At 64.4% G+C, this 23771-nt stretch carries 17 protein-coding genes; 10 read left to right on the forward strand and 7 right to left on the reverse strand.

Annotated elements, in window-relative coordinates; translation table 11 throughout:
• Window positions 1-80: 80 nt before the first annotated feature.
• Both dnaN and dnaA read right to left on the reverse strand, forming a co-directional pair.
• Entirely contained in the window at window positions 81-1181 is a 1101-nt protein-coding gene (dnaN, locus tag FHT08_RS13695) for a DNA polymerase III subunit beta (RefSeq protein WP_016901842.1), read from the reverse strand.
• Between the two features lie 276 nt (window positions 1182-1457).
• Window positions 1458-2786, reverse strand: coding sequence for a chromosomal replication initiator protein DnaA (gene dnaA / locus FHT08_RS13700; protein WP_016901843.1), 1329 nt, complete (start codon window positions 2784-2786; stop codon window positions 1458-1460).
• 242 nt (window positions 2787-3028) lie between these two features.
• Between dnaA and rpmH the strand changes: the two genes are divergently transcribed.
• From rpmH to mnmE, 5 genes are all read left to right on the forward strand, one after another.
• Complete coding sequence (gene rpmH, locus FHT08_RS13705; RefSeq protein ID WP_002805908.1) at window positions 3029-3169, forward strand: 50S ribosomal protein L34; 141 nt, start codon at window positions 3029-3031, stop codon at window positions 3167-3169.
• 38 nt (window positions 3170-3207) lie between these two features.
• Complete coding sequence (rnpA, locus tag FHT08_RS13710; RefSeq protein WP_047129805.1) at window positions 3208-3654, forward strand: ribonuclease P protein component; 447 nt, start codon at window positions 3208-3210, stop codon at window positions 3652-3654.
• A gap of 15 nt (window positions 3655-3669) precedes the next feature.
• Window positions 3670-5391 carry a membrane protein insertase YidC gene (yidC, locus tag FHT08_RS13715; RefSeq protein ID WP_166775374.1) on the forward strand — a complete coding sequence of 574 codons (1722 nt, stop codon included), beginning with the start codon at window positions 3670-3672 and terminating at the stop codon, window positions 5389-5391.
• Between the two features lie 93 nt (window positions 5392-5484).
• The gene (locus FHT08_RS13720; protein ID WP_343204147.1) at window positions 5485-8187 is read left to right on the forward strand and encodes a polysaccharide deacetylase family protein; all 2703 of its coding nucleotides are present in this window, start codon (window positions 5485-5487) and stop codon (window positions 8185-8187) included.
• Window positions 8188-8352: 165 nt separating this feature from the next.
• Entirely contained in the window at window positions 8353-9693 is a 1341-nt protein-coding gene (gene mnmE / locus FHT08_RS13725) for a tRNA uridine-5-carboxymethylaminomethyl(34) synthesis GTPase MnmE (protein ID WP_166775376.1), read from the forward strand.
• 108 nt (window positions 9694-9801) lie between these two features.
• Here mnmE and FHT08_RS13730 read toward each other — a convergent pair whose 3' ends face one another.
• Together FHT08_RS13730 and FHT08_RS13735 are read right to left on the reverse strand one after the other, a co-directional pair.
• Entirely contained in the window at window positions 9802-12846 is a 3045-nt protein-coding gene (locus tag FHT08_RS13730) for a TonB-dependent receptor (RefSeq protein WP_104536593.1), read from the reverse strand.
• Window positions 12847-13531: 685 nt separating this feature from the next.
• Window positions 13532-14392, reverse strand: a complete 861-nt coding sequence (locus FHT08_RS13735) for a phosphatase PAP2 family protein (RefSeq protein ID WP_104536592.1) — start codon at window positions 14390-14392, stop codon at window positions 13532-13534.
• Window positions 14393-14586: 194 nt separating this feature from the next.
• Between FHT08_RS13735 and FHT08_RS13740 the strand changes: the two genes are divergently transcribed.
• Together FHT08_RS13740 and FHT08_RS13745 are read left to right on the forward strand one after the other, a co-directional pair.
• A complete protein-coding gene (locus tag FHT08_RS13740; protein WP_166775377.1) occupies window positions 14587-16887 on the forward strand; it encodes a TonB-dependent receptor in 2301 nt (766 codons plus the stop codon).
• A 216-nt stretch (window positions 16888-17103) separates the two neighbouring features.
• Complete coding sequence (locus FHT08_RS13745) at window positions 17104-18198, forward strand: glycerophosphodiester phosphodiesterase (protein WP_166775378.1); 1095 nt, start codon at window positions 17104-17106, stop codon at window positions 18196-18198.
• 173 nt (window positions 18199-18371) lie between these two features.
• Here the strand turns inward: FHT08_RS13745 and FHT08_RS13750 are convergent, their stop codons facing one another.
• Window positions 18372-19160, reverse strand: coding sequence for a rhomboid family intramembrane serine protease (locus tag FHT08_RS13750; RefSeq protein ID WP_166775379.1), 789 nt, complete (start codon window positions 19158-19160; stop codon window positions 18372-18374).
• A 355-nt stretch (window positions 19161-19515) separates the two neighbouring features.
• The gene (locus FHT08_RS13755) at window positions 19516-20472 is read right to left on the reverse strand and encodes a TerC family protein (protein WP_104535370.1); all 957 of its coding nucleotides are present in this window, start codon (window positions 20470-20472) and stop codon (window positions 19516-19518) included.
• Between the two features lie 260 nt (window positions 20473-20732).
• Between FHT08_RS13755 and FHT08_RS13760 the strand changes: the two genes are divergently transcribed.
• Together FHT08_RS13760 and FHT08_RS13765 are read left to right on the forward strand one after the other, a co-directional pair.
• Window positions 20733-21899, forward strand: coding sequence for a class I SAM-dependent rRNA methyltransferase (locus FHT08_RS13760; RefSeq protein WP_104536589.1), 1167 nt, complete (start codon window positions 20733-20735; stop codon window positions 21897-21899).
• A gap of 31 nt (window positions 21900-21930) precedes the next feature.
• A complete protein-coding gene (locus FHT08_RS13765; protein WP_166775380.1) occupies window positions 21931-22248 on the forward strand; it encodes a hypothetical protein in 318 nt (105 codons plus the stop codon).
• Between the two features lie 471 nt (window positions 22249-22719).
• On the opposite strand, the gene FHT08_RS13775 is transcribed toward FHT08_RS13765, so the two are convergent.
• Window positions 22720-22986: a hypothetical protein gene (locus tag FHT08_RS13775; protein ID WP_166775381.1), complete on the reverse strand. Its 267-nt coding sequence runs from the start codon at window positions 22984-22986 to the stop codon at window positions 22720-22722.
• A 196-nt stretch (window positions 22987-23182) separates the two neighbouring features.
• Here FHT08_RS13775 and FHT08_RS13780 point away from each other — a divergent pair, with 196 nt between their 5' ends.
• Window positions 23183-23770 (forward strand): sigma-70 family RNA polymerase sigma factor, encoded by a 588-nt coding sequence (locus FHT08_RS13780; RefSeq protein WP_166775382.1) that lies wholly within the window; start codon window positions 23183-23185, stop codon window positions 23768-23770.
• The last annotated feature ends 1 nt before the right edge of the window (window position 23771 follow it).

Consider the following 23771-nt stretch of genomic DNA (forward strand, 5'->3'; position numbering starts at 1 on the left):
ACAAACCCAGCACTCTCGATCTTCAAAACGAAAAAGCCCGGCTGTCGCCGGGCTCTTCGTGTTCCACGTGGAACGCGGTGTCAGAGGCGCAGCGGCATCACCACATGGCGCGACTTCTCGCTGCTGGCTTCGCGCACCAGTGCCGACGAGTTCGCATCGCGCAGCTGAATGACTACGTGCTCGTCGCGCAGTGCAGACAACGCGTCCAGCAGATAGTTCACATTGAAGCCGATCGCCAGGTCGTCGACCTTGGTGTCGGCTTCGATCTCTTCCTGCGCTTCTTCCTGCTCAGGATTGTGCGCGCTGATCTTCAGCTGACCTGGTGACACTTCCACCCGCACGCCGCGGTACTTCTCGTTCGACAGGATCGCCGCACGTTGCAGCGATGCGCGCAGTGCCTCACGGTCAACCTTGACCTCGCGGTCGGCGCCGATCGGAATCACCGCCTCGTAATCCGGGAAACGGCCGTCGATCAGCTTGGAGGTGAAGGTCACATCGCCACGCTTGACGCGGATATGGCTACGACCGACTTCCAGCTCCACTTCGCGGTCTGCCGCTTCCAGCAAGCGCAGCAACTCGGTTACGCCCTTGCGCGGCACGATGATCTGGCGCTTGGCACCGCCGGATTTCTCCAGCTCGGTCTCGCACAGCGCCAGACGGTGGCCGTCGGTGGCCACGCAACGCAAAAGACCCTCGCGCAGGTCGAACAGCAAGCCGTTGAGGTAATAGCGCACGTCCTGCTGGGCCATGGCGAACGCAGTGCGCTCGATCAACTCCTTCAACGCCGCCTCTGGTACTGCAACGCGCTCGGTGGCTTCGACTTCGTCCACCGACGGGAAATCATTAGCAGGCAGCGTGGCCAGGGTGAAGCGGCTACGCCCGGCTTGCACCGTGACCTTGTCGCCGGTCTGCGAGATGGTGACGCGGCTGCCGTCGGGCAGGGCACGCAGGATGTCGAACAACTTGCGCGCCGGAATCGTGGTTTCGCCGTCCTGCGCGTCTTCCACCATCGTGCGCGAGATCATTTCCACTTCCAGGTCGGTACCGGTCAACGAGACCTGCCCGTCCTTGACCTGCACCAGCAGATTGGCCAGAACCGGCAGGGTTTGACGGCGTTCGACCACATTGACCACCTGGGCCAATGGTTTGAGGAAGGCTTCGCGCTGCAGTGTAAAACGCATGTGGTTCCGTGCCCCTATGCTTTAAAAGATAATGGAATAAATCAAAAGCTTGGTGGTGATGGTAGGGCCGTTTTAAGCGGATAACCACCATAACTGTTTGTTTCCAAAGACAAATTAGCGCCTGAAAGTCGTTGGACTAGTGCCCCTGGTCTGGCGGTAAAACCTGTGGATAGTTTTCCGCCCGACCTGCGAGGCACGTTATCCACAGATTCTCCCGCATTTGACCCCAACGTTTCCACGCTTTTCTCCAAGCGGGCGGTCAAGACCGTTGCCGGCTTACTCGCTGAGCTTGCGAATCAGCTTTTCCCAGTCCTCGCGCAGCTTGCCGTCGGCCTCCATCAGCGTGCGGATCTGCCGGCAGGCATGCAGCACAGTGGTGTGGTCGCGGCCGGCGAAGGCGTCGCCGATCTCCGGCAGGCTGTGTTCGGTCAGCTCCTTGGCCAGCGCCATCGCCACCTGGCGCGGACGCGCCAGCGAGCGGGTGCGCCGCTTGGAGAGCAGATCCTTCATCTGCAGGCCGTAGTAGTCCGCCACGGTCTTCTGGATATTGGGGATGCCGATCGCCTGCTGCTGGGCGCGCAACAGGTCGCGCAGCGTCTCCTGGGCAAATTCCACCGTGATCGAGCGGCCGGTGAAGTTGGCGCGTGCCACCAGCGTGTTGAGCGCGCCTTCCAGGTCGCGCACGTTGGAGCGCATCTTCTTGGCGATCAAAAACGCCACGTCGTCCGGAATCTCGGCGCCGCGCTCGCGCGCCTTGGCCAGCACGATCGCCGCACGGGTCTCGAAATCGGGCGGGTCGATCGCCACCGACAGGCCCCAGGCCAGGCGCGACTTCAGCCGCGGCTCCAGGCCTTCGACCTCACGCGGATAGCGGTCGCAGGTCAGGATGATTTGCTGGCGGCCATCGAACAGCGCGTTGAAGGTGTGGAAGAACTCCTCCTGCGTGCGGTCCTTGCCGGCGAAGAACTGGATGTCGTCGATCAGCAGCGCATCGATCTGCTGAAACTGGCGCTTGAACTGGTCCATCGCCTTGTCCTGCAGCGCCCGGATCATCGCGCTGAAGAACTGTTCCGAGCGCAGATACATCACCTTGGCGGCCGGGTTGGCCTGGCGCAGCGCGTTGCCGGCGGCAAACATCAGGTGGGTCTTGCCCAGGCCGGTGCTGCCGTACAGCAGCAGCGGGTTGTGCGCGCGGTCGCCGGGCTTCTGCGCGGCCTGGATCGCGGCCGCCAGACCGAGCTGGTTGCTGCGGCCCTCGACGAAGTTGGCGAAGGTGTAGTGCGAATCCAGATTGCCGGCGAACGGCACGATCGGCGCGGCAACCGGCGCGCTGGGCGCGGCCATCGGTGCCGGCTGCGGTTCCGGCGCACGTGGACGCGAGCCGACCGCCAGCGCCACTTCGCCGTTGCCGACGAAATACGCCACCAGTTCGCGGATGCGCGGCAGGTAGCGCTCGCGGACCTGGTCGACGATGAAGGCGTTCGGCGCATACAGCACGATGCTGTCGCCGCGGTCTTCGGCTTGCAGGGGTTTCAACCAGGTGTGGACGTCTTCGGGCGGGAATTCGGCTTCGAGACGTTCCAGACAGCGGGGCCAAGCATCCATCAAAGTATGATCATCTGTTGCTGGCTGCGGCGCGCAGAAAAGCGCCGTGCTCGCAGCCCGGTAGTGAAAAGAGGATGCGCCAGACTAGCACCCAGGGCAGGGTTTTCCCAGACTTATTCACAGGTCCATCCACAGGGCTTGACCGCCATCACCTCCGCTAACGTGTCCGGGGAGTTGACCCGGCCGCTGCAGGCCCTATAGAATTGCCGGTTCTATTCGTCTCCATTCATGCAGAGGGCCCCATGGCCACCAAGCGTACTTTCCAACCCAGCAACCTCAAGCGAGCACGCGACCATGGCTTCCGCGCACGTATGGCAACCGCCGACGGCCGCAAGATCCTGGCTCGCCGCCGCGCCAAGGGCCGCAAGCGCCTGAGCGCTTGATTGCCGCGCCGCTCCCTGCGGCCGAGGCAGTCCCTAACGTGAACGCAGCGAACCCGTGCAGGCGATTTCCTCGCTCTGCGCGGGTTCGTACGCGTGCGCAATATACGGTCGTTTTCGATACTGCACGTCGTACCTCGGACCCGTTGCTCAGCCTGCACTGGCGGACCGGCGATACGCCGCCGCGCCTGGGCATGGCGGTGTCGCGCAAGGTCGATACCCGTGCGGTGGGACGTAACCGGATCAAACGCGTACTACGCGATGCCATGCGGCATCTGCTGCCCGAGCTTGCCGGCGGCGATTACGTGATTGTGGCGCGCTCCGCAGCCGCAAAAGCGACCAATCCACAGATTCGCGACGCCTTCCTGCGCGTGCTGCGCCGTGCCGGCGCATTGCCCCTGCCTGCTGCGCCCGGCACAATGCCGCCCGCCAGGACGATGCACCCATCCTCCCTTCCCCCGACAGAGCCGGAACCCAGTTCCGACTGAGCGAGTTGCTGCCCGATGAACCAGACCCGTGTTTTCCTGATTTTTGCCTGGCTGATGGTCGCGGCGCTGCTGTGGATGGAGTGGGGCAAGGACAAGGCGGCCGCCAATGCGCCGGTGGTTGCGGCAACGCAGTCGGTGCCGGCTGCGCGCGATCTGGACGCAGCGGCACCGGTGGCCAATGTGCCGGCGGCCCAGGCCATCCCGCAGGCGGGCGTGCCGGGCGCTGTCCCGGCGACCAGCACGACTGCCGCGACGCCGGCCGCTGCCGGTGCTGCGCCGGTGATCACCCTGACCTCCGACGTGCTGCGCCTGAAGCTGGACGGCCGCAGCGTGCTCGACGCCGAGCTGCTGCAGTTTCCGCAGACCAAGGACGGCACCGCGCCGGTCAGCCTGCTGACCGAAGACGCCGCGCATCCTTATAACGCCACCAGCGGCTGGGCCAGCGAGCATTCGCCGGTACCCGGCGTGGGCGGCTTCCGCGCCGAACAGCCGGGCACCGCGTTCGAACTGGCCAAGGGCCAGAACACCCTGGCGGTGCCGTTCGTGTGGAATGGCCCCAACGGCGTGTCGATCCGCCGCACCTTCACCCTGGAGCGCGGTCGCTATGCGATCTCGATCAAGGACGAGGTGATCAACAAGAGTGGCGCGCCGTGGAACGGCTACGTGTTCCGCAAGCTGAGCCGGGTGCCGACCATCCTCAGCCGCGGCATGACCAACCCGGATTCCTTCAGCTTCAACGGGGCGACCTGGTACAGCCCGCAGGAAGGTTACGAGCGTCGCGCGTTCAAGGACTACATGGACGACGGCGGGCTCAATCGCCAGATCACCGGCGGCTGGGTGGCGCTGCTGCAGCACCACTTCTTCACCGCGTGGATTCCGCAGAAGGACCAGGCCTCGCTGTACGTGCTGAACCAGGACGGCCCGCGTGACGTGGCCGAGTTGCGTGGCCCGGCCTTCACCGTGGCGCCGGGCCAGACCGCGACCACCGAGGCACGTCTGTGGGTGGGCCCGAAGCTGGTCAGCCTGATCGCCAAGGAAGACGTCAAGGGGCTGGACCGTGTGGTCGATTACAGCCGCTTCTCGATCATGGCCATCATCGGCCAGGGCCTGTTCTGGGTGCTGAGCCATCTGCACAGCTTCCTGCACAACTGGGGCTGGGCCATCATCGGCCTGGTGGTGTTGCTGCGCCTGGCGCTGTATCCGCTGTCGGCCGCGCAGTACAAGTCCGGTGCCAAGATGCGCCGCTTCCAGCCGCGCCTGGCGCAGCTGAAGGAGCGCTACGGCGACGATCGCGTCAAGTACCAGCAGGCGACGATGGAGCTGTTCAAGAAGGAAAAGATCAACCCGATGGGCGGCTGCCTGCCGCTGCTGATCCAGATGCCGATCTTCTTCGCGCTGTACTGGGTGCTGGTGGAATCGGTGGAACTGCGTCAGGCGCCGTGGCTGGGCTGGATCCAGGATCTGACCGCGCGCGATCCGTATTTCATCCTGCCGGTGCTCAACATCGCCATCATGTGGGCCACGCAAAAGCTGACCCCGACTCCGGGCATGGACCCGATGCAGGCCAAGATGATGCAGTTCATGCCGCTGGTGTTCGGCGTCATGATGGCCTTCATGCCGGCCGGCCTGGTGCTGTACTGGGTGGTCAACGGCGGGCTGGGCCTGTTGATCCAGTGGTGGATGATTCGCCAGCACGGCGAGAAGCCGAGCAAGATCATCCAGGCCAACGCCAAGTAAGCGCAGTTGCACAGAGCCCGCCGCAAGGCGGGCTTTCTGCATGTACCTGCACATGCTGTCTGCCCTGTTGTCTTCATCGCCAAGGACGCCGTCGTGATGTCATCGCCGCTGTATCGCCTGTTGCTGTGCGCCAGTTGCGCCGGAGTGCTGGCGATGGCCGGCTGCGGCAAGCAGAACGCGGGACATGCAGCGCCTGCGGCCAGGGCACCTGCGCAGGCCGCTGCTGCCGCACAAGCCGAAACCGACAACGACGACGCACGCGCACTGGTCGCGCAGCTGCGTGAGCAACTGGATCGGCATCGCCGCATCATCGTGTTGCTGGCCGATGCGGATGCTCAGACGCCACGCGATCGCGCCACGTCCAGCAGCGTGGGGCAGCAGCTGTTCCATGAAAACCTCCAACAGCGCGAACGCATCGCTGCGCGATTCGAGACGGTGCTGACGTCGAATGCAGCGCGGCGCTTCGCGACGATCGCCACGGTGCTGGACGAGATCGAATCGGCACCGGATCTCTACGATGCCGACCGCCTGGCGTTCGCCGAGGTGCTGCGCGACCTGCACGCACGCATTGGCCGCGATTCGGCACTGCCGGCAGTGAAGCTGCATCAGCGCATCGGCGAGGATCTGGAAGCGCTGGACGAGATCGAGCGCAGCTACAACAAGGAACTGACCCAGATTTTCAGCCGCTTCGATCGCAGCCGCGCGATCGTGCCCAAGCGCGAGAAGTGGGACGACTACGTGGCGCATCTGCGCAGCCTGTACACGCGCGAAAAGATCCTGCGCGATCACGGCGTGGTGGAGCCGTACCCGTTTTCCGCGCGCGATAGCGACAGCGAGATCTTCGGCCGCGACCTGCCGCCCAAGACGGTGGTGCTGACCTTCGACGATGGCCCGCACAAGGCCTATACCGAAGAGATCGTGGCCATCCTCAAACGCTACGACGTGCCGGGCGTGTTCTTCGAAGTGGGGCGCAATCTGGGCAGCCTGGACGCGCAGGGCAAGCCGAACCTGGCAGCGTTATCCAAGATCAGCCACACGCTGATGGAAGAAGGCTATGCGGTTGGCAACCACAGCCTCACCCATGCGCAGTTGTCCAAGACCACCGGCGATGCATTGCGCAGCCAGGTGCTGGATACCGATACGTTGTTGCGTGCGGTGGACGACAAACGTGCGCCATTGTTCCGGTTTCCGTATGGGGCGCGCAATGCCGAAGGCTTGCAGCTGCTGGGCGAGGCGGGTTTGAAGTCGATCATGTGGAACATCGATTCGATGGACTGGGCCGACCCGGTGCCCGAGTCGATCGTGCAGCGCGTGCTCGACCAGGTGAACAAGGAGCAGCGCGGCATCGTGTTGTTCCATGACATCCACGACCGTGCAGTGAAGGCGCTGCCGCAGATCCTGGATCGCCTGATCGCCGACGGCTACCAGTTCGCCGGCTGGAACGGCCGCGAGTTTTCGGTGGCGCACGCGCCCAGCGCGGCGGCCGAGGCGACCGTGACCACCGGCTACGCCAACTCCTGGGCGATCGTGATCGGGATCGACGACTACGCGCACTGGCCCAAGCTCGAATATGCCGCCAACGACGCGCAGGCCATCGCCAGCACCTTGACCGGCCCGTTGGGATTTCCGTCCTCGCAGGTGGTCGTGCTCAAGAACGGGCAGGCCACGCGCAACAATATTCTTGCGGCGTTCCACGATCGCCTCGGCGAGGGACGCGCGCAGGCCAACGATCGCGTGTTCGTGTTCTTCGCCGGGCATGGCGCCACGCGCCGGCTGGCATCCGGGCGCGACCTGGGCTACATCATTCCGGTCGACTCGGATCCGCAACAGCTGGCCAGCGATGCGATCGCAATGAGCGACCTGCAGAACATCGCCGAAAGCCTGCAGGCCAAGCATGTATTGTTCGTGATGGATGCCTGCTACAGCGGACTGGGCCTGACGCGCAGCGGGCCGACGTCCGGTGCCTACCTGCGCGAGAACGCACGACGCATCGCGCGCCAGATGCTCACTGCCGGCGGTGCCGATCAGCAAGTGGCCGACAGCGGCCCGAACGGGCATTCGGTGTTTACCTGGGTGCTGCTGCAGGCGCTGGCGGGCAAGGGCGACCTCAATGGCGACGGCCTGATCACCGGCACCGAACTGGCGGCCTATGTCGCACCGGCGGTGTCGGCAGTGTCGCCGCAGACCCCGGCATTCGGCAGCCTGCCCGGCTCGCAGGGCGGCGAGTTCGTGTTCCAGGTACCGAGCGGCGAGGAGTTCCTGACCGCCGGCACCGCGCAGCTGTCTGCCGATGCGATTGCACTCAACGGACGCGTGGATGCGGCGCGTCCTGTCGCCCCGGCCAGCGGTGCTGCAACAGCTGCGGCGCCGGTGACGGTGAAGACATTGCAAGGTGGCGAAGCCAAGCTGGTCTTGCCGACGGCGGTGAAGAGCAGCGACCGCCAACGCGCGCAGCTGGCCAACGAACGCGGCCTGCAGTTGTACAAGGAAAAACGCTACGCCGAAGCGGCCGAGCAGTTTGCCGAGGCCTTGAAGCTGCGCCCGGACTTCGCCTTGGCCGCCAACAACCTGGGCTTTGTGTATTACCGCCAGGAACGCTTTGCCGAATCGGCGCGCTGGCTGGAAAATACCTTGAAAATCGATCCATCGCGTGCGGTGGCCTATCTCAATCTCGGCGATGCCTACGCAAAAGCCGGTGATCGCGACAAGGCGCGCAAGGCCTATTCCACCTACCTGGAATTGCAACCGCAAGGCAGCGGCGCCGCGCAGGCGCGTGCGCAGTTGCAATCGCTGTGATTCACGGCGGCTGACACATCGTTGCGAACAGTCGCCAGGAGCACGCGTGCCGCGATGGAGGCGTTGATACACCAGGGACCCGGGCATCGGCACGATGCCGCTGCCGGTCGCGCAGTCGCTGCATCGCCGCGCTAGTCTTCTTCAATCCACCTCAGAGCAATGCCGATGTCGTCTTCCACTTCTACCATCGTTGCCATCGCCAGTGCTGCAGGAGCCGGTGGGGTGGGGATCGTACGCCTGTCCGGGCCGCAGGCGGCGCAGATCGCCGCCGGGCTGGGCGTTGCGCAGTTGCAGCCACGGCAGGCGCGGTACGCACGCTTTCGCGATGGGCAGGGCGAGGTGATCGACGATGGCATCGCGCTGTGGTTCCAGTCACCGCGCAGCTTTACCGGCGAAGACGTGGTGGAGCTGCAGGGACACGGCAGCCCGGTGCTGTTGCGGCAGCTGGTGGCGCGTTGCATTGCACTGGGTGCGCGGCAGGCACGCGCGGGCGAGTTCAGCGAGCGTGCCTTTCTGAACGGCAAACTCGATCTGGCGCAGGCCGAAGCCATCGCCGATCTGATCGCCGCCGGCGACCTGCGTGCGGCACGTGCCGCGCGCAGATCCTTGGACGGTGTGTTTTCGCAACGTGTCGATGCGCTTAGCGACAGCCTCACCCGGCTGCGTATCCACGTGGAAGCGGCGATCGACTTTGCCGACGAGCCGCTCGATACCCTGGGCGGGGCGCAGGTGCGCGACGGGCTACAGCAGGCGCGCGCACTGCTGGCGCAACTGCTGCGCGATGCCGAGCGCGGGCGCAAGCTGCGCGACGGCCTGCACGCGGTGCTGATCGGCCCGCCCAACGCGGGCAAGAGTTCGTTGCTCAATGCATTGGCCGGCAGCGAGCGCGCCATCGTCACCGATGTCGCCGGCACCACCCGCGATACCTTGCAGGAAGCCATCCAGCTCGATGGTTTCGAACTCATGTTGGTCGACACCGCCGGCCTGCGCGAGGGCGGCGATGCGATCGAGCGCGAAGGCATGCGTCGCGCGCGTGCCGAACTGCAGCGCGCCGATCTGGCGCTGGTGGTGCTGGATGCACGCGACCCGCAAGCCGCGCGCGAGGCGATCGGCGATGCCATCGATGCGGTGCCGCGTCAGCTGTGGATCCACAACAAATGCGACCTGCTGGCCGAGCCCGCAGCGCTCGATCGCGATGCGATCGCGATCTCGGCAGTGACCGGGCAGGGACTGGAGCAGTTGCACGCCAGGCTGCGCGAACTCGCACTGGGCGACGGAGCGGACAGCGTGGAAGGCGAATTCTCCGCACGCACGCGGCATGTCGAGGCATTGCGCCGCGCCGAACAGCATGCGGACGCAGCGGATCTGGAGCTGGGTTTCGAACAACTCGAACTGGCCGCCGAAGAATTGCGCCTGGCACAGGAAGCACTCGGCGAGATCACCGGCAAGCTGAGCGCCGACGAATTGCTGGGCAAGATCTTTTCGAGCTTTTGTATCGGCAAGTGACGCTGCGCGGCACCACGTGCAGAGATGAGTCCGGTACTGCCTAGGCCAAAAAAATCCGGCCTCTTTCGAGGCCGGATTTGGTAATGCAGTCATTTAACCAGCGAACAATCAGAAATCGTAGCGTGCGGTCAAACGGAACGAGCGCGGAGTCTGATAATTGACGTCGTTCAAATAGTTCGGGCTGATCACGTCGCGAGATGCCTCACTGAACTCGTTGTACTCGGTAACCCTGTCGTTGTTGAAGAGGTTGAAGACATCGAGCTTGATACGCAGCTTGTTGTCGGCCCAGTTGGGGATGTAAGCCGCTGCCAGATCGAACGTCCAGGTCCAAGGTGTCCGCCCTTCGTCACCACGCTGACGCAGCACGCGCGTGCCCTCGGCGTTCAAGCAGTAGAAGCTCGAGCCGCTGTACCCGCTCAGTGTCCCCTGGTCGGGCTGCGGGATGTCGTCCAATGGGATATAGCCTTGGCAGTTGACCGGGCGCCCGGACTGCAGAACCAGGTTGCCGCCGAATTGCCATTCCGGTGTCAGGTTGTAGGCACCGAACAGCTTGAGGGTGTGCTGGCGATCGTTTGGTGTCGGCCCGTAGGTGCCGTCGGTGAACAGACGGTGGTCGAAGTCCTGTGTCAGGCCGGGATCTTCTTGTTCCAGGGTGGAATTGACGTAGCCCTCCACATTGCCGCGCGTTCTGGCAAACGTGTAGGAACCCTGGAAGTTGAACTTCTCGCCGGTGCGCTCCCAGAAGAACTCCAATGCAGTGTGGAGGCGGCGGTATTCGGGCAGGCCAAGATAAGAAGCTGGCAACGTCGCGAGTTCAAGTTCGCCATCGCCGTTCAAGTCGACATTGATGGTGACATCACTACCCGGATTCAGGAAGTAGCAGCTCGGGACCGAGCTCGGATCGAAGTCGGTAAAGCCATTATCTGCTGCCCAATCGATCCACGGATTGGTCGTGCAGGTATCGTCCATGCCGGACTTCACTTCGCGACGGATCATTCGCACACCCGCCATCCAGTTTTCTGTCAGTTGCAGCTGCCCGCCCAGAATCACTTCGTCCTGATACATGGGCGAAAGATTGGTGGATGCAACTGAAGCCGGATTTGGCGCAACCAGCGAGCCGTTGGTCTGGGTCGCACCGATCTGCGCGCCCTGGCCGACCGGCGTGCCGTCTGCTTCACTCCAGCCGTTGACGAAGTACCAGTTGGAGACCGTGGATTCCGCACCCGTTGCACGGATGCTTGAGTTCGTGGCGACCGGAATGTAGTACCGACCGGCGGTTCCGAACAGCTTCAGGCTGGCATCGCCCAGCACGTCCCACGAGAAACCAAGCCGTGGCGCCAGTTTGTAATCCGATTCTACCCAGGCAATACCGTCGCCATTCTTGTTTTCGAACTTCTCTCCGCGCAGACCGAGCACCGCGAGGAAGTTTTCTGTCACTTGCCAATTATCTTCGACATAGAACGCGCTATTGATATTTTCGTAACTGGAACTGCTGGTCTGATAAACGCGCGAACGGGCGTAGAGGGCCCCACGTGGGACCAATTGACCGTTGACTGTCCGGCCTGGCTGCCCGGCAAATGCACCAGTTGCCACCGAACTGCCGGGGACCGTGTAGTACGCCCAGTTGATGCCGCCAGCGTAGGTCTGACCGCGGTGGCTGGATTCGTATTTTTCCTGATCGGCACCGAAGCGTATGCGATGGTCGCCCAACACCCATTCACCGTCGACACGGAATGCCTTACGGATGTCTTCGTCCGGTTCGGCATTCAAATCGGCGATGGTCGAGATGGTTCCCGGGTTGCAGCCGATGTAGCGGTCCACCACGCTGGTGGTCAGTCCGAAGCTATACGCCCATGGGCATTCCCCGCCGGCTGGGTTGGCTGGCAGGCGCGAGTTGATGAGGTTGCTCAAATAGCCGTATTGCGCGGACAGGGTGAAGTTGTCGGTGAAATAGCCAGTGTATTTAAGGATGCCGACCTTGCCGCCATTTTCCATCTCATACCGTTCGATTGGCGCTTCGTGCCGGCCGACGTTGTAACGGTTTTCGCCGTTGGCATCGAGATTGTATTCATAGGTGCTGTACTTGGTCTTGGCCTGGTTATAGATGCCGGTGAACTCGACCAGATTGCTGTCGTTGATGTACCAGTCCAGCTTGACCAATCCTTGCGGTGTGCTGTCGCGAGTCCGTTGGCTCGTCAATGCTCCGAACGTGTCGTCGGTTTCGCTACGGCCTTCGGCCAAGGCGAAGAAGAACAGCCTGTCTTTGATAAGCGGGCCACTGGCATACGCCGAATAAATGGTACTGTCGAATTGATTGTCGCTGCGGTACTGGTACAACGGGTCTGCCGCATCTGGATCGCGCTCACGCACGTTCTTCCCGGAAGCCCGTCCCCAATCCGGCTCCCATTCGACGCTACCGCCATAATGCCAGTCGTTGGAACCGGACTTGGTCACGATGCTGATAATGCCACCCAGCGAGCGCCCATACTCAGCACCATAACCGCCGGTTTTGACCTGCAGCTGGCCAATGCCCTGGAAGGGCACGTTGGCGAAGGACAGGAACGTGCGCATGTTGGTCACGTCGAAGCCGTTGATGTAATAGCCGTTCTCGGCCACCGACGAACCGCCGAACGAGGCGAGATTTCCTGCGCCCAGACCGCTGTCGCCTCTGACTGCGCCAGGCGCTAACAAGGCGACCGAGGAGACATCGCTGGCCACGGGCAGCGAGATCATCTGTTCGGCCGTGAATACCGTGGTGGATTCAACCGAGGACACGTCGATCGGGTTGAACGCACGTTGGCCTAACACTTCGACCCTGTCCAGGGTCGTCGCGTCATTGTTCAGAAGCACTTGCGAGCCGCTACCGACCTTGACCTCGACCTCGCGGGTTACGCCATCCGAGGTGATGACGTACTTGCCCGGAGGCAGCTGGCTGAAGGTGAATCGGCCATCGGCAGCGGCGGTGGCCGAGCGGCTTACACCCGTCTGGGGGCTTTGGATGGCAATGGTGCTGCCTGGCTGCCCGCTACCAAAAATGGAGCCAACCGCGCTCTGTGCTTGCACACCGCCGGCAACGCACATGCTTAGTGCAATGCTCAAGGCACTGCGTGCGATGTTCTTCGACAAAGACCTACGAACCCCTGGACGTGTCATTCCTCTCTCTCCTGATGAAGTACCGCCACAACGACTGCAAACCGTAGAACCCAACTGCATTGCCGCAGTTGAGGGGGGAGCCCCTTCGAAGGACGCCGACCAGCCCAGCTCGTCACCTTCCTGAAGGGTGTCTGAAGATTAACCCAAGATTTACGGCTGTGTCATTTCTCGGGAACTTTTTAGTGAAACAGGGCTTACGGATCAGGACTTGCTGATCCGTTTCGTGTAGCGGCTGCTGGCCCGGTTGAATACGGGTGTCGTCCGCGTCCCGAGTCTGTATAGACAACAGGTACTCGCTCTCCCAATAGTCATGAGCTGACCGATCAGCGAGGCGCAGCTAAGTTGCGAAGGGTCTTAACAGTGCGGGCGGCAGTGAGACGGCGATTGCCGTGAACGTGCCAGCGCTACGCCGGATCCCGGTCGGCAGCGATGTGCTGCATTGATCCTGCGGAACTCGTGCAAGCGGTCGGCGGCGTGCGCGCAGAATGAGCGAGGCCAAGTGGTCTCGATCAGCGCGTGGTTGATTTGGCTGTTGCGCCTGCGGCCAGTCTGTGTCGGTGGAACGACATGCATCCGGGATCAGACAAAAATCCGGTGAAGCTGGACAACAGAGCGCGGATGCACGTCCGACACTCTCTGTACTGCGCGAGGTCAGCAACAGCCCGGAGGCGGAGCCGTCCTGCTGCTACATCACACCCGGCAACACCGTCTGCAATGCCGCGTTCTCGGCATCGCATGCTGGCGATGCAGCGGTAGTGGCAGGTTGCTTTGCACGTGCCTTGTCGATCTCGCGGCGTGCAGCGGCTAGATCCTTCTGGAACTCGGGGTTGTCGTGCAGGGCGGCGACGGTGGCGGCGCCCATGATGCGGCCCTGCAGGACATCGCTCTGCCAGTGCACGTTGCAGACCAGGCGGCTGTCGCCGAAGGCGCGGCCGCGGGCGAGCAGGGCGTCGCGTTGTGCGGGGGCCAGTTCGGCCAGAATCAGTGCCCAGCTCCAGCCGATGGCGGTGTGGCCGGAGGGGTAGGAGCCGTTCTTGCGCAGCGCCGCGTCGTCGTCGGGCGTGCACATCGGCTGATCGTTGCGCATGAACGGGCGTGGCCGCTGGTAACGGGCCTTGGCTGCGCTGGTGCTGGTGCTGGCGTCGCGCATGCTGCGTTCGAGCAGGCGCAGCAGGTGCGGGGTGTGCGCCTGGTCGATCTGGATGCCGAGCGCGCAACTGAAGTGATTGGCGGCCGCCGGGAAAGTCAGTGCAGCGTCTTGCCTGGCCAGGTCCCAGCGCGGTGTATTGCGCAGAGCGAGCATGGAGGTGGCGATGGCTTGATCGTTGGCGAGCGCGGCGCTGCCGTCCTGCGGCGGCGGCGGTACCAGGCGCAGGCTGTCGGGCACCTGTGCTTTTTCCAGGTAGCCGTGTGCATCGGTGGCGATCACCGAGCCTGCCGGGGCCACCTTGTCGCGCGCGCCTGCACTGCCGCATCCCACTGCCAACATCGCGATGGCGACGCTGGTCAGCGTCCGGGAACAAGCGCGCGCAATGCGATCGGACATGGAGCAACCCTCGGACAACACGGATGGATGAGGGCGCAGATTACGACGCGCAGATGACATCTGCATGCCAGCGAAACGCAGCTGCGGCGCGCAATGCGCAGCTGCTGTCGCAGCACTGTCATGCCCCGGTCGCATCGACGCAAGACAGCTGTCGCACGCTTGCCGTCATCTTTTGACTCGTTCCCCTGCCGCTCATGCCCAAGACCCATCTGTTAAGTGCCGCCGTCCTTACCGCGCTCGTGCTGTCGCCGGCCGCCCATGCCGCCGATCCCGAGCTGACTGCCGACACCGGTACGACCGTGCAGCAACTCGATGCGGTCTCTGTCATCGGCCAGGGCGAAACGCGTCAGGTGCAGCGCATCACCCAGCAGGACATTCCGGTGTTGCCGCCGGGCACCAGCATCCAGAAGCTGCTCAACCGCATGCCGGGCGTCAACGTGCAATCCAACGATGCCTTCGGTGCCAACGAGGAGTCGCAGACGATCAGCCTGCGCGGCTTCAACGGTACGCGCCTGGGCTATACGCTCGACGGCCTGCCGCTGGGCGACAACGCCTACGGCAACTACAACGGGCTCAATATCAGCCGCGCCCTGATCGCGGAAAACTTCGGCGGCGTGGAGCTGGCCTCGGGCATCGGCGCACTGGGCACCGCGTCCACCAGCAATCTGGGCGGCACCATCCAGTATTACTCGGCCGACCCGTCCAGCGTGTTCGGCGGGCAGCTGTCGCAGACGGTGGGCTCCGATGCCAATCGCCGCACCTTCCTGCACGTGGACACCGGCGACTACAACGGTTTTTCGGCGTCTCTGTCCGGTATCAATGCCGAAGCCGACATGTGGGCGCGTCCGGGCTCGCCGACCACCACGCGGCAGTTCAATGCCAAGGGCGTGTACCAGTTCGACGGCGGCAAGCTGACCGCATTCGCCGACACTTCGCGGACCTCGCAGGCCGATTATTCCTATCTGTCCAAGAGCGGCATGGCGCGTGGCCTGGGCTGGGACTGGAACCTGTACGCACCGGACTGGAACCGTGCGTTGGCCGCGGCGTACTGCGCACCGGCCACGCGCAATGCGGCGCGCTGCGGTTTCAGCGGCGGCGTGGACAATGTCGACGATGCCTATTACCAGAGCCGCGCGTTGCGCGACGACGATCTGTTCTATGTGGCCGGCGACTTCCAGCCCAACGATGCGATCAACCTGCACACCCAGGTCTATCACCACGAAAACAAGGGTCAGGGCCATTGGTGGTCGCCGGGGCAAGCGTCCAATCCGGGCACGCCGCAGGCACTGCCGATCTCCATCCGCAGCACCAATTACTGGATCAACCGCACCGGCGGCATCGCTTCGCTCGGATGGAACCTGGGCCCGCATCACCTCGAAGCCGGGCTGTGGTACGAGCGCAATCACCACGATGTGGAGCGCAATTTCTACTGGATCGACGGGCCGGTCAACGACGATAAGTTCCTGCAGGATCCCGATCGCCGGCTGTTCTCGCAGAACTACATCATCACCACGCGGCAGTTCTACGTGCAGGGCAACCTCAAGTTCCTCGACGAGCGCCTGAGCGTGGATCTGGGCATCAAGAGCCCGAGCACCGAAATGAACGCGCGTGAAACGCCGGGGCTGGCGGTGGAAGCGCCGGTGGCGACCGGCTCGATCAAGGCCAGCGAGTCGGTGCTGCCGCAGGTCGGTCTGGGCTATCGTCTGGCCGAAGGGCAGGAAGTGTTCGCCTCGTACGCGGAAAACATCGCTGCATTCCAGGGCGGTGGCGCCGGTGGTCCGTTGCTGGTGACCCAGGCCTCGTTCGATGCCAGCGTCGGCGCGCTGGAGCCGGAGAAGTCGCGCACCGTGGAGGCCGGTTACCGCTTCGTGCGCGACCATTTCGAAGCCTCGCTGGTCGGCTACGACGTGACTTTCGACAACCGCCTGCTCTCGCTCAATCCCTGCGCCAGCATCCAGCAGGGCACCACGCCGGCGTGCACCACGCGCTTCTTCAACGTGGGCTCGGTGAGCAGCCGCGGCGGCGAACTGACCGTGATCTGGAAGCCGACCAGCTACCTGCAGTGGTACAACTCGGCCTCGATCAACCGCTCGACCTACGACGACAACTACGTGCAGAACGGCGCCATCATTCCGACTGCCGGCAAGACCACCGTCGATACGCCCAAGCGCATGTTCGCCAGCGAAATTGCCTTCACCTACGCCAACTGGAACGTCAACCTGCGCGGCAAGTACACCGGCCAGCGCTACTACACCTACACCAACGACCAGGGCTTCGGCGGCTACACCTCGTTCGATGCGGGCGCCGGGTACGACTTCGGCCAGGCCGGCGTGCTGCAGGGGCTCAAGCTCTCGCTCAACGTGACCAACCTCACCGACAAGCGCTATGCGTCCAACCTTACCGCCTTCGCCAACAGCGATCCGAATGGCCGTCAGCTGGCGTTCCATGCCAGCGCGCCGCGGCAGGTGTTCTTGACCTTGGATGCGAAGTTCTGAGTTAGGGATTGGGGAGTGGGGATTGGGGATTGGTAACAGCGGGTCTGGTGGCTGCTTAGTGATTTCCGGTGGCGATCGACGTGGATGGTTTTAGAGTGGTTGGCAAGACCTGGCGAGTGATTGTCGGGCGGCGCGGATGATGTGCCTCGCTCATCGGACAAGCTCGCCTGGCGATGAGGCCGCGTTTTTATGGCTGCTTTTTGGTTGGAGAACGGCATGATGCAGTTCCACCGTGCGTTGGTGTTGGGAGCGATGATGGTCGGCATGAGCGGACCGGTGTTGGCACAGGCGCCATTGGCGAAGACGGTGCAGATCTTTGCGCACCGTGGCGCCAGCGCATTGCGCCCGGAACATACCTTGGCCTCGTATGCCAAGGCGATCGTCGATGGCGCCGATTTTGTCGAGCCGGATCTGGTGTCCACCAAGGATGGCGTGCTGGTGGCGCGCCACGAAAACGAGATCGGCGGCACCACCGATGTGGACAGCCACCCGGAGTTCGCCGCGCGCAGGACCCGCAAGACCATCGATGGCCAGGCGATGGAAGGCTGGTTCACCGAAGATTTTAGCCTGGCCGAATTGAAGACCTTGCGCGCGCGCGAGCGTCTGCCGCAGTTGCGCGGCACGCGTTGGGACGGGCAGTTTCAGATCGTCACCTTCGACGAGATCATCGAGTTTGTCGCCGCCGAATCGGCAGCGACCGGGCGCACGATCGGGCTGATTCCGGAGATCAAGCACCCGAGTTACTTCAGTGGGCTGAATCTGGCGATGGAGGACAAGGTGCTGGCAAGCCTGCGTGCGCATGCCTACACGCAGACCGCGCCGGTGGTGATCCAGTCGTTCGAGACCGGCAACCTGCGAGAGCTGCGCGGCAAGATCGGGCGCAGCAGCAACATTCGCTTGCTGCAGTTGCTCGGCGGCGCGCAGATGGCGCTGCCCGATGCGGGCGTGGGCAACGCGCCGCGTACCTACGGTCAAATGATCACGCCCGAGGGGCTGAAACAGGTTGCCGGCTATGCCGATGCGATCGGCCCGGACATCCGCAGCATCATTCCGCTGGATGCGCAGCAACGCCTGGGCACGCCGACCCGCCTGGTGCACGACGCGCATGCGGCAGGATTGCAGGTGCAGCCGTATACCTTCCGCCCGGAAAATTATTTCCTGTCCGCCAACAACCGCAGCAGTGCTGCGGTGACCGAGCGTAACGAGGCCGGTGCATTGGCCGAGTTGAAGGCCTATCTGGATGCCGGTATCGATGCGTTCTTTGCCGACGATCCGGGCCTGGCGCGGCGTGCGTTGAGCGAGCGCAAGTAGCGCCGATGCCGGCTGCCAAGCGCTCTGTAACGACGCTGGCAATGGCGCGCCCCTTGCGATCGGCCGTTGTAGGAGCGTGGGGGGGGGGGGGGGGGGGGGGGGGGGGCCCCCGGCCCCCCCCCCCCCCCCCGCCCCCCCCCCCCCCCCCCCCCCACGCTCCTACGAATAGGGCGCTACGCCCCCGGTGGCCGCTCGCGCGGCGGGAAGTGCAGCACCACGTCGTGCGAGCCGTCTTCCTGGCGTTGCCACAGCACCGGCACCTGGCGTGGCGGCGGCGGTTCCAGCACGTCGCGTTCGGCGTTGCTGATTTCCCAGGCGGCGTCTTCGTCCTCGTCTTCCCAGCTGTAGCGCGGCCTGGCCTGTTGCGGGTCGCGCAGGCGCAGCAGCAGCGCGGCGATCAGGCCGGCCACCGCACCGCCCAGATGCGATTGCCATGACACGCCGGCCTCGTGCGGCAGGATGGTCAGCACCATGCCGCCGTAGAACAGGAAGGCGATCATGCTGGTGGCAATCGCCGGGCGGTCGCGGCGCAGCAGGCCCAGCACGAACACCAGGAACATCAGCCCGTGGGTGACGCCGCTGGCGCCCAGATGCCGGCTGCCGGGCTCGCCCAGCAACCACGCGCCCAGCCCCGCGCCCAGCCACAGCAACGGCAGCGCCAGGGCGGTGGCACGCGGATACACGCTGCCGGCCAGCGTGCCCAGGATCAACAAGGCGGCGGCGTTGGCGCCCAGATGCGCGAGCGAGCCGTGCAGCAGCGGTGCGGTGAGGATGCCGAGCAGGCCGTCGGCCTGTAGCGGCGCCACTGCCCAGGCGCGCCAGTCGAACATGCCCTGGGCGGTGAACACCGCCACCAGCAGCAGCACCGCGGCCAGGCTGAAGTTGAAGGCACGCAAGACCCGGGAACGATCCAGGCGATCTTGCGAGGTGGCGTTGGCGGCGGCAACAGGATGCGGTGTCATGCCTTCACGGATGGCGTCGCGCGGGTTTTTTTACAAGCCCGCCGAACGCGGGATAAGCAGGCCCGGCGACGGGATAATCCAGTTCCGCCACCGGTGATTGGCGCAGCGGCTCGCGTAGCATCACGCAGGTGGCTGAGGCGAGACACCGATTGGCTGCAGCGCCCTTGCCCGCCCGCCGTCGCGGGACACGCCGCAAGTACGTCCCTGTAGGCGCTTACGCGGCATCCATGCCGCGTAAGGTCCCGCGACGGTGAGCGCGAGGACCCCTCGAGTTGGTCGGTGCGCATGGATGCGAGCAGCGCACGCGGCGCTGCTGTTCCCGAATCCCAAATCCAGATTCCCGATTCCCAGCCCCTCAGTGCCGAGCCGGCTTGGGCGGCCGCAGCAGGCTCAGCACGATGGTGAAGACCAGGATCACGATCACCGCCGCCAGCGAGACCAGCACCGGGATCTTGTACAGATCGATGATCATCATCTTGGTGCCGATGAACACCAGAATCACCGCCAGGCCGTACGGCAGCAGGTGGAAGCGGTCGGCCATACCGGCCAGCAGGAAGAACATCGCGCGCAGGCCCAGCACCGCGAACACGTTGGAGGTCAGCACGATGAACGGGTCGGTGGTGATCGCGAAGATCGCCGGAATGCTGTCCACCGCGAAGATCACATCGATCACCGCAATCAGGATCAGCACCACGAACAACGGGGTGAACCAGCGCTTGCCGTCCTTGATCACGCTCAGCGCATGGCCGTCGTACTGCGGGCTCAGGCGCAGATGCCCACGCATCCAGCGCAGCACCGGGTTGGCTTCCAGATCCGGCTCCTTGCCGGCGGAAAACCACATCTTGATGCCGGTCAGCAGCAGAAACGCACCGAATACGTACAGCAGCCAATGGAACTTGGTCAGCAGCACCGAGCCGGCGAAGATCATGATCGCGCGCAGCACGATCGCGCCCAGCACGCCGATGATCAGCACGCGCTGGCGCTGCTCCTCGGGTACGCCGAAGTAGGTCATCACCATCAGGAACACGAAGATGTTGTCGACCGCCAGCGATTTCTCGACCAGGTAGCCGGTCAGGAACTCTAGCCCGATGCGATCGGCCGCCGCATCGCCCATGCTGCCTTGCAGGTACCACCACAGGCCCGCGTTGAAGGCCAGCGCCAGCAGCACCCAGCCGATGCTCCACCAGGTGGCTTCCTTGAAGGTGACCTTGTGGGCACCGCCATGGCGCATCAGCACCAGATCGACCAACAGCGCCACGATCACCACGATCGCGAAGCCGCCCCATAACCAGACATTGCCAATGGTTTGCATACAAGAATCCCGAAAGTGAAACGACCTGGACAGCCGGTGGGCTGAGGCCTTGTGACACGGAAATCGTGGATTCCGGGTGACGGACCTTCGCCTGCGCGGCGAAGGTCTCGCTCACAACCGGCCGGGCCGGTTGCCGTTGCACCGGAGCCTGGCTGGCAGGACTCGTCATGACGGCGACAACGCTGGGAGCTACTCCCCTTCTGTGCCAGATTCTGCGTGCCCGGGGCAGGCACGTCAATCCAGCCGGATACAATGGGCGGATGAATATTCCAGTCCCCGTCGTCCGACTCAAGAATGCGTGGCGCTCCAGCCACCCGTGGATCTTCCAGAAGCTGGTGGAAAAGCCCGCCGCCAAGCCCAAACCCGGCACCATCGTCGATGTGGTCGGCGTGGACGGGGAGTGGGTCGGCCGCGGCTTCTACAACGGCCACTCGCGCATCGCCGTGCGCATCCTGGAGACCGACCAGGCGGTGCCGGTGGATGCGGGCTGGTTCTCGCGCAAGATCGCCGCGGCAGTGAGTCTGCGCCGCGACTGGCTCAAGCTCGACGCGGTGTCCGATGCCTGGCGCGTGGTACACAGCGAAGGCGACGGCCTGTCCGGCCTGGTGGTGGACCGCTACGGCGACCTGGTGGTGGTGGAGTTCTTCGCCGCCGGCATGTTCCGCCACCGCGAATGGATCTACGAGGCGCTGCGCGAGCAGTTCCCGGGCTGCCGCTTCCACAGCTTTGCCGACGAGCACGTGCAAAAGCAGGAAAGCTTCGACTTCCACGGCAACACCACCACCGACGCGTCGGTGATCACCGAATACGGCATCAAGTTCCGCGCCGATCCGGCCGGTGCGCACAAGACCGGCTTCTTCGCCGACCAGCGCGAGAACCGCCAGTGGCTGAGCGAGCAGGTCCAAGGCAAGAGCGTGCTGGACCTGTGCTGCAACACCGGCGGCTTTGCGGTGTATGCGGCTGCGCGCGGCGCGTCCGAGGTGCTGGGCGTGGACATCGACGAGGACGTGATCGCCATCGCCAAGGGCAACGCCAAGCTCAACAACGTGCGGCCCAAGTTCGTGCAGGCCGACATCTTCCCCTGGCTGCGCGATGCGGCCAACCGCGGCGAGCAGTTCGATGTGGTGATCCTGGACCCGGCCAAGATGACCCGCGACCGCGAGCAGGTGATTCCGGCGCTGAAGAAGTACCTGGACATGAACAAGCTGGCGCTGGGCGTGGTCAAGCCCGGTGGCCTGTTCGCCACCTTCTCGTGCACCGGGCTGGTGGCCGAGCAGGAATTTCTGGACATGCTGCGGCGCGCCTCGTATTTCTCCGGGCGCACCATCCAGATCCTGAAGGTGGCCGGTGCCGGTCCGGACCACCCGTTCATGGCGCACGTGCAGGAATCGCGCTATCTGAAGGCTGTTTTCTGCCGCGTGGTCTAGCGCGGCGATCACCCCGTGGAGCGGCCAGTCGATGACACCGGACGATGAGGAACGCAAGGCGCTGACCCGGTTGCTGGGCGAGATCGAGCGGCCCCATGCCAGTCTGCTGGCCAGCAACTGGCCGGTGTTCGGCATGTGGCTGCTGTTCGCCGGCGCCTTCATGTATCTGTTCCAGACCGGCAGCGGCTCGCCGTTGCATCCGTTGCTGCTGGCGCTGGGCTCGACCTGCCTGGGCGTGCTCGGTGCGTGGATCGTGCTGCGCGCTGTGTGGGCGCGGCAGTGGCTGCATGTGCGCGAGCACGTCGATGTCGAGAGCGTGCGCGCGCGCCTGGACGAACTGGGCGATTGAGTCGCGCCTGACACCGCACGCGGGCGTCAGGCGAGCACGGTCGCGATGGGCAGCGCATGCATTCCTGCAGGCGGCTGCGCCCTTGCGTGGCCTGCGACCCTTGGATTGCCGATGCGGCGGCGTGTGAGCCGCCCGGCAGCCGTGCTGTACTGTGCGGGCATCCCTGGCCTGGGCATTGTCGATCAGCGCTTGCTGTCGGCTCCGGTGCGCCCCAGCACCAGGCCGCCGGGCGCGCGGTGATCTCCGGCACGGCCTGGCACAGGTCGGCACCGCACTTGGGATGGCGCATCGTCGCGCCATCGGCGTAGCCGTCGAACACGCCTTGGGTAGGCGGGGTGCCTTCGCGCAATTCGATATCGCCACGCACCTGCGTGGTGCCGGCACTGTTGCCCGTACCGAAGCCGCCCGGCCCCATGAAGACGGACCCGGCTTGCGCATTGGCGCCCATCGTCGCGCCCGGATGCCACACGCTCAAACCGCCAGGTACCGCATTGCCCTGCACGGGCCGCCCATCACCGTGGCGTGGCCGTTCGCGTGGCAGCGCGCTCTGGTGCGTGGCGCGCCTGCATAACCCAAAGCAGTCAGGTCATTGCCAACAGCCATTTCGTTGGCCGCATCTGACCGGGCATTGTCGATGTCCGGCGCGATCTGCACGGCGGCGGTCACCAGGCTGGAAACATCCGCATCGATCGCGATCGATGTCGCGATGTGATCGGCCTGGTCGGCGAAAGCAACCAATCGCTGCCCAAGCTGGTGACGTGCAGCGCGCGCTGCGCGGGTAGTGCCATCGCAGCGAACCACCCGTCAGATGGCATGGCGGAGTTGCGTCGCTGACGCATCGTGACTTCAAGAGCAGGTCATTCGCTCGAATCCCCCGGAGAACGCAATGACTTGCTCACTTCGACGTGCGGGCACGTCAGCGGCCGCGTCCTAGATGCCGGCCATCGATTCCCAGCGCGCCGCCTGGCTGGCGACGCAGGTCCTGCCGCACGAGCCGGCGCTGCGGCGCTGGCTGCGCAAGCACGCCCCCGGCAACGTCGATTGCGACGATGTCATCCAGGAGACCTACGCCATCCTGGCCGGGTTGGGCGAGGTGGGCCATATCGCCAACCCGCGCGCCTATCTGTTCACCGCCGCGCAGTCGGTGCTGCTGCAGCAGGTGCGCCGCGCCAGAATTGTTTCGATCGAAAGCGTGGCGGAAATCGAGCGCCTGGACATCACACAGGACGAGCGCTCACCCGAGCGCCACGCCATTGCCGGTCAGGAGCTGCGCCGCATCGGCGAAGCGCTGGCGGCACTGCCGGACAAATGCCGCCAGGTGTTTCTGCTGCGCAAGGTCGACGGCCTGTCGCAGCGCGAGATCGCCGCGCGGCTCGGAATCAGCGAGAACACCGTGGAAAAACACATCGTGAAGGGATTGCGGCTGCTGATGGCGCGGATGGGCCGCACCCCCGCACCCGCACCGATTGCGGGCCAGGCTGCGCCGGCCACGCGCCTGGCCGATCCGCAGCGCGGCAGCTGAG

This window comes from Xanthomonas sp. CFBP 8151 (assembly GCF_011761885.1).
GTDB lineage: Bacteria > Pseudomonadota > Gammaproteobacteria > Xanthomonadales > Xanthomonadaceae > Xanthomonas > Xanthomonas arboricola_B.

Excerpts from the sequence above, each read along its gene's own strand:
- FHT08_RS13760 (WP_104536589.1), top strand. The coding sequence starts at position 20,733 with ATGAATATTCCAGTCCCCGTCGTCCGACTCAAGAATGCGTGGCGCTCC.
- yidC (WP_166775374.1), top strand. The coding sequence starts at position 3,670 with ATGAACCAGACCCGTGTTTTCCTGATTTTTGCCTGGCTGATGGTCGCG.
- dnaA (WP_016901843.1), bottom strand. The coding sequence starts at position 2,786 with ATGGATGCTTGGCCCCGCTGTCTGGAACGTCTCGAAGCCGAATTCCCG.
- FHT08_RS13750 (WP_166775379.1), bottom strand. The coding sequence starts at position 19,160 with ATGACACCGCATCCTGTTGCCGCCGCCAACGCCACCTCGCAAGATCGC.
- FHT08_RS13780 (WP_166775382.1), top strand. The coding sequence starts at position 23,183 with ATGCCGGCCATCGATTCCCAGCGCGCCGCCTGGCTGGCGACGCAGGTC.
- FHT08_RS13745 (WP_166775378.1), top strand. The coding sequence starts at position 17,104 with ATGATGCAGTTCCACCGTGCGTTGGTGTTGGGAGCGATGATGGTCGGC.
- FHT08_RS13765 (WP_166775380.1), top strand. The coding sequence starts at position 21,931 with ATGACACCGGACGATGAGGAACGCAAGGCGCTGACCCGGTTGCTGGGC.
- rpmH (WP_002805908.1), top strand. The coding sequence starts at position 3,029 with ATGGCCACCAAGCGTACTTTCCAACCCAGCAACCTCAAGCGAGCACGC.
- dnaN (WP_016901842.1), bottom strand. The coding sequence starts at position 1,181 with ATGCGTTTTACACTGCAGCGCGAAGCCTTCCTCAAACCATTGGCCCAG.
- FHT08_RS13735 (WP_104536592.1), bottom strand. The coding sequence starts at position 14,392 with ATGTCCGATCGCATTGCGCGCGCTTGTTCCCGGACGCTGACCAGCGTC.
- FHT08_RS13755 (WP_104535370.1), bottom strand. The coding sequence starts at position 20,472 with ATGCAAACCATTGGCAATGTCTGGTTATGGGGCGGCTTCGCGATCGTG.
- mnmE (WP_166775376.1), top strand. The coding sequence starts at position 8,353 with ATGTCGTCTTCCACTTCTACCATCGTTGCCATCGCCAGTGCTGCAGGA.
- FHT08_RS13730 (WP_104536593.1), bottom strand. The coding sequence starts at position 12,846 with ATGACACGTCCAGGGGTTCGTAGGTCTTTGTCGAAGAACATCGCACGC.
- FHT08_RS13740 (WP_166775377.1), top strand. The coding sequence starts at position 14,587 with ATGCCCAAGACCCATCTGTTAAGTGCCGCCGTCCTTACCGCGCTCGTG.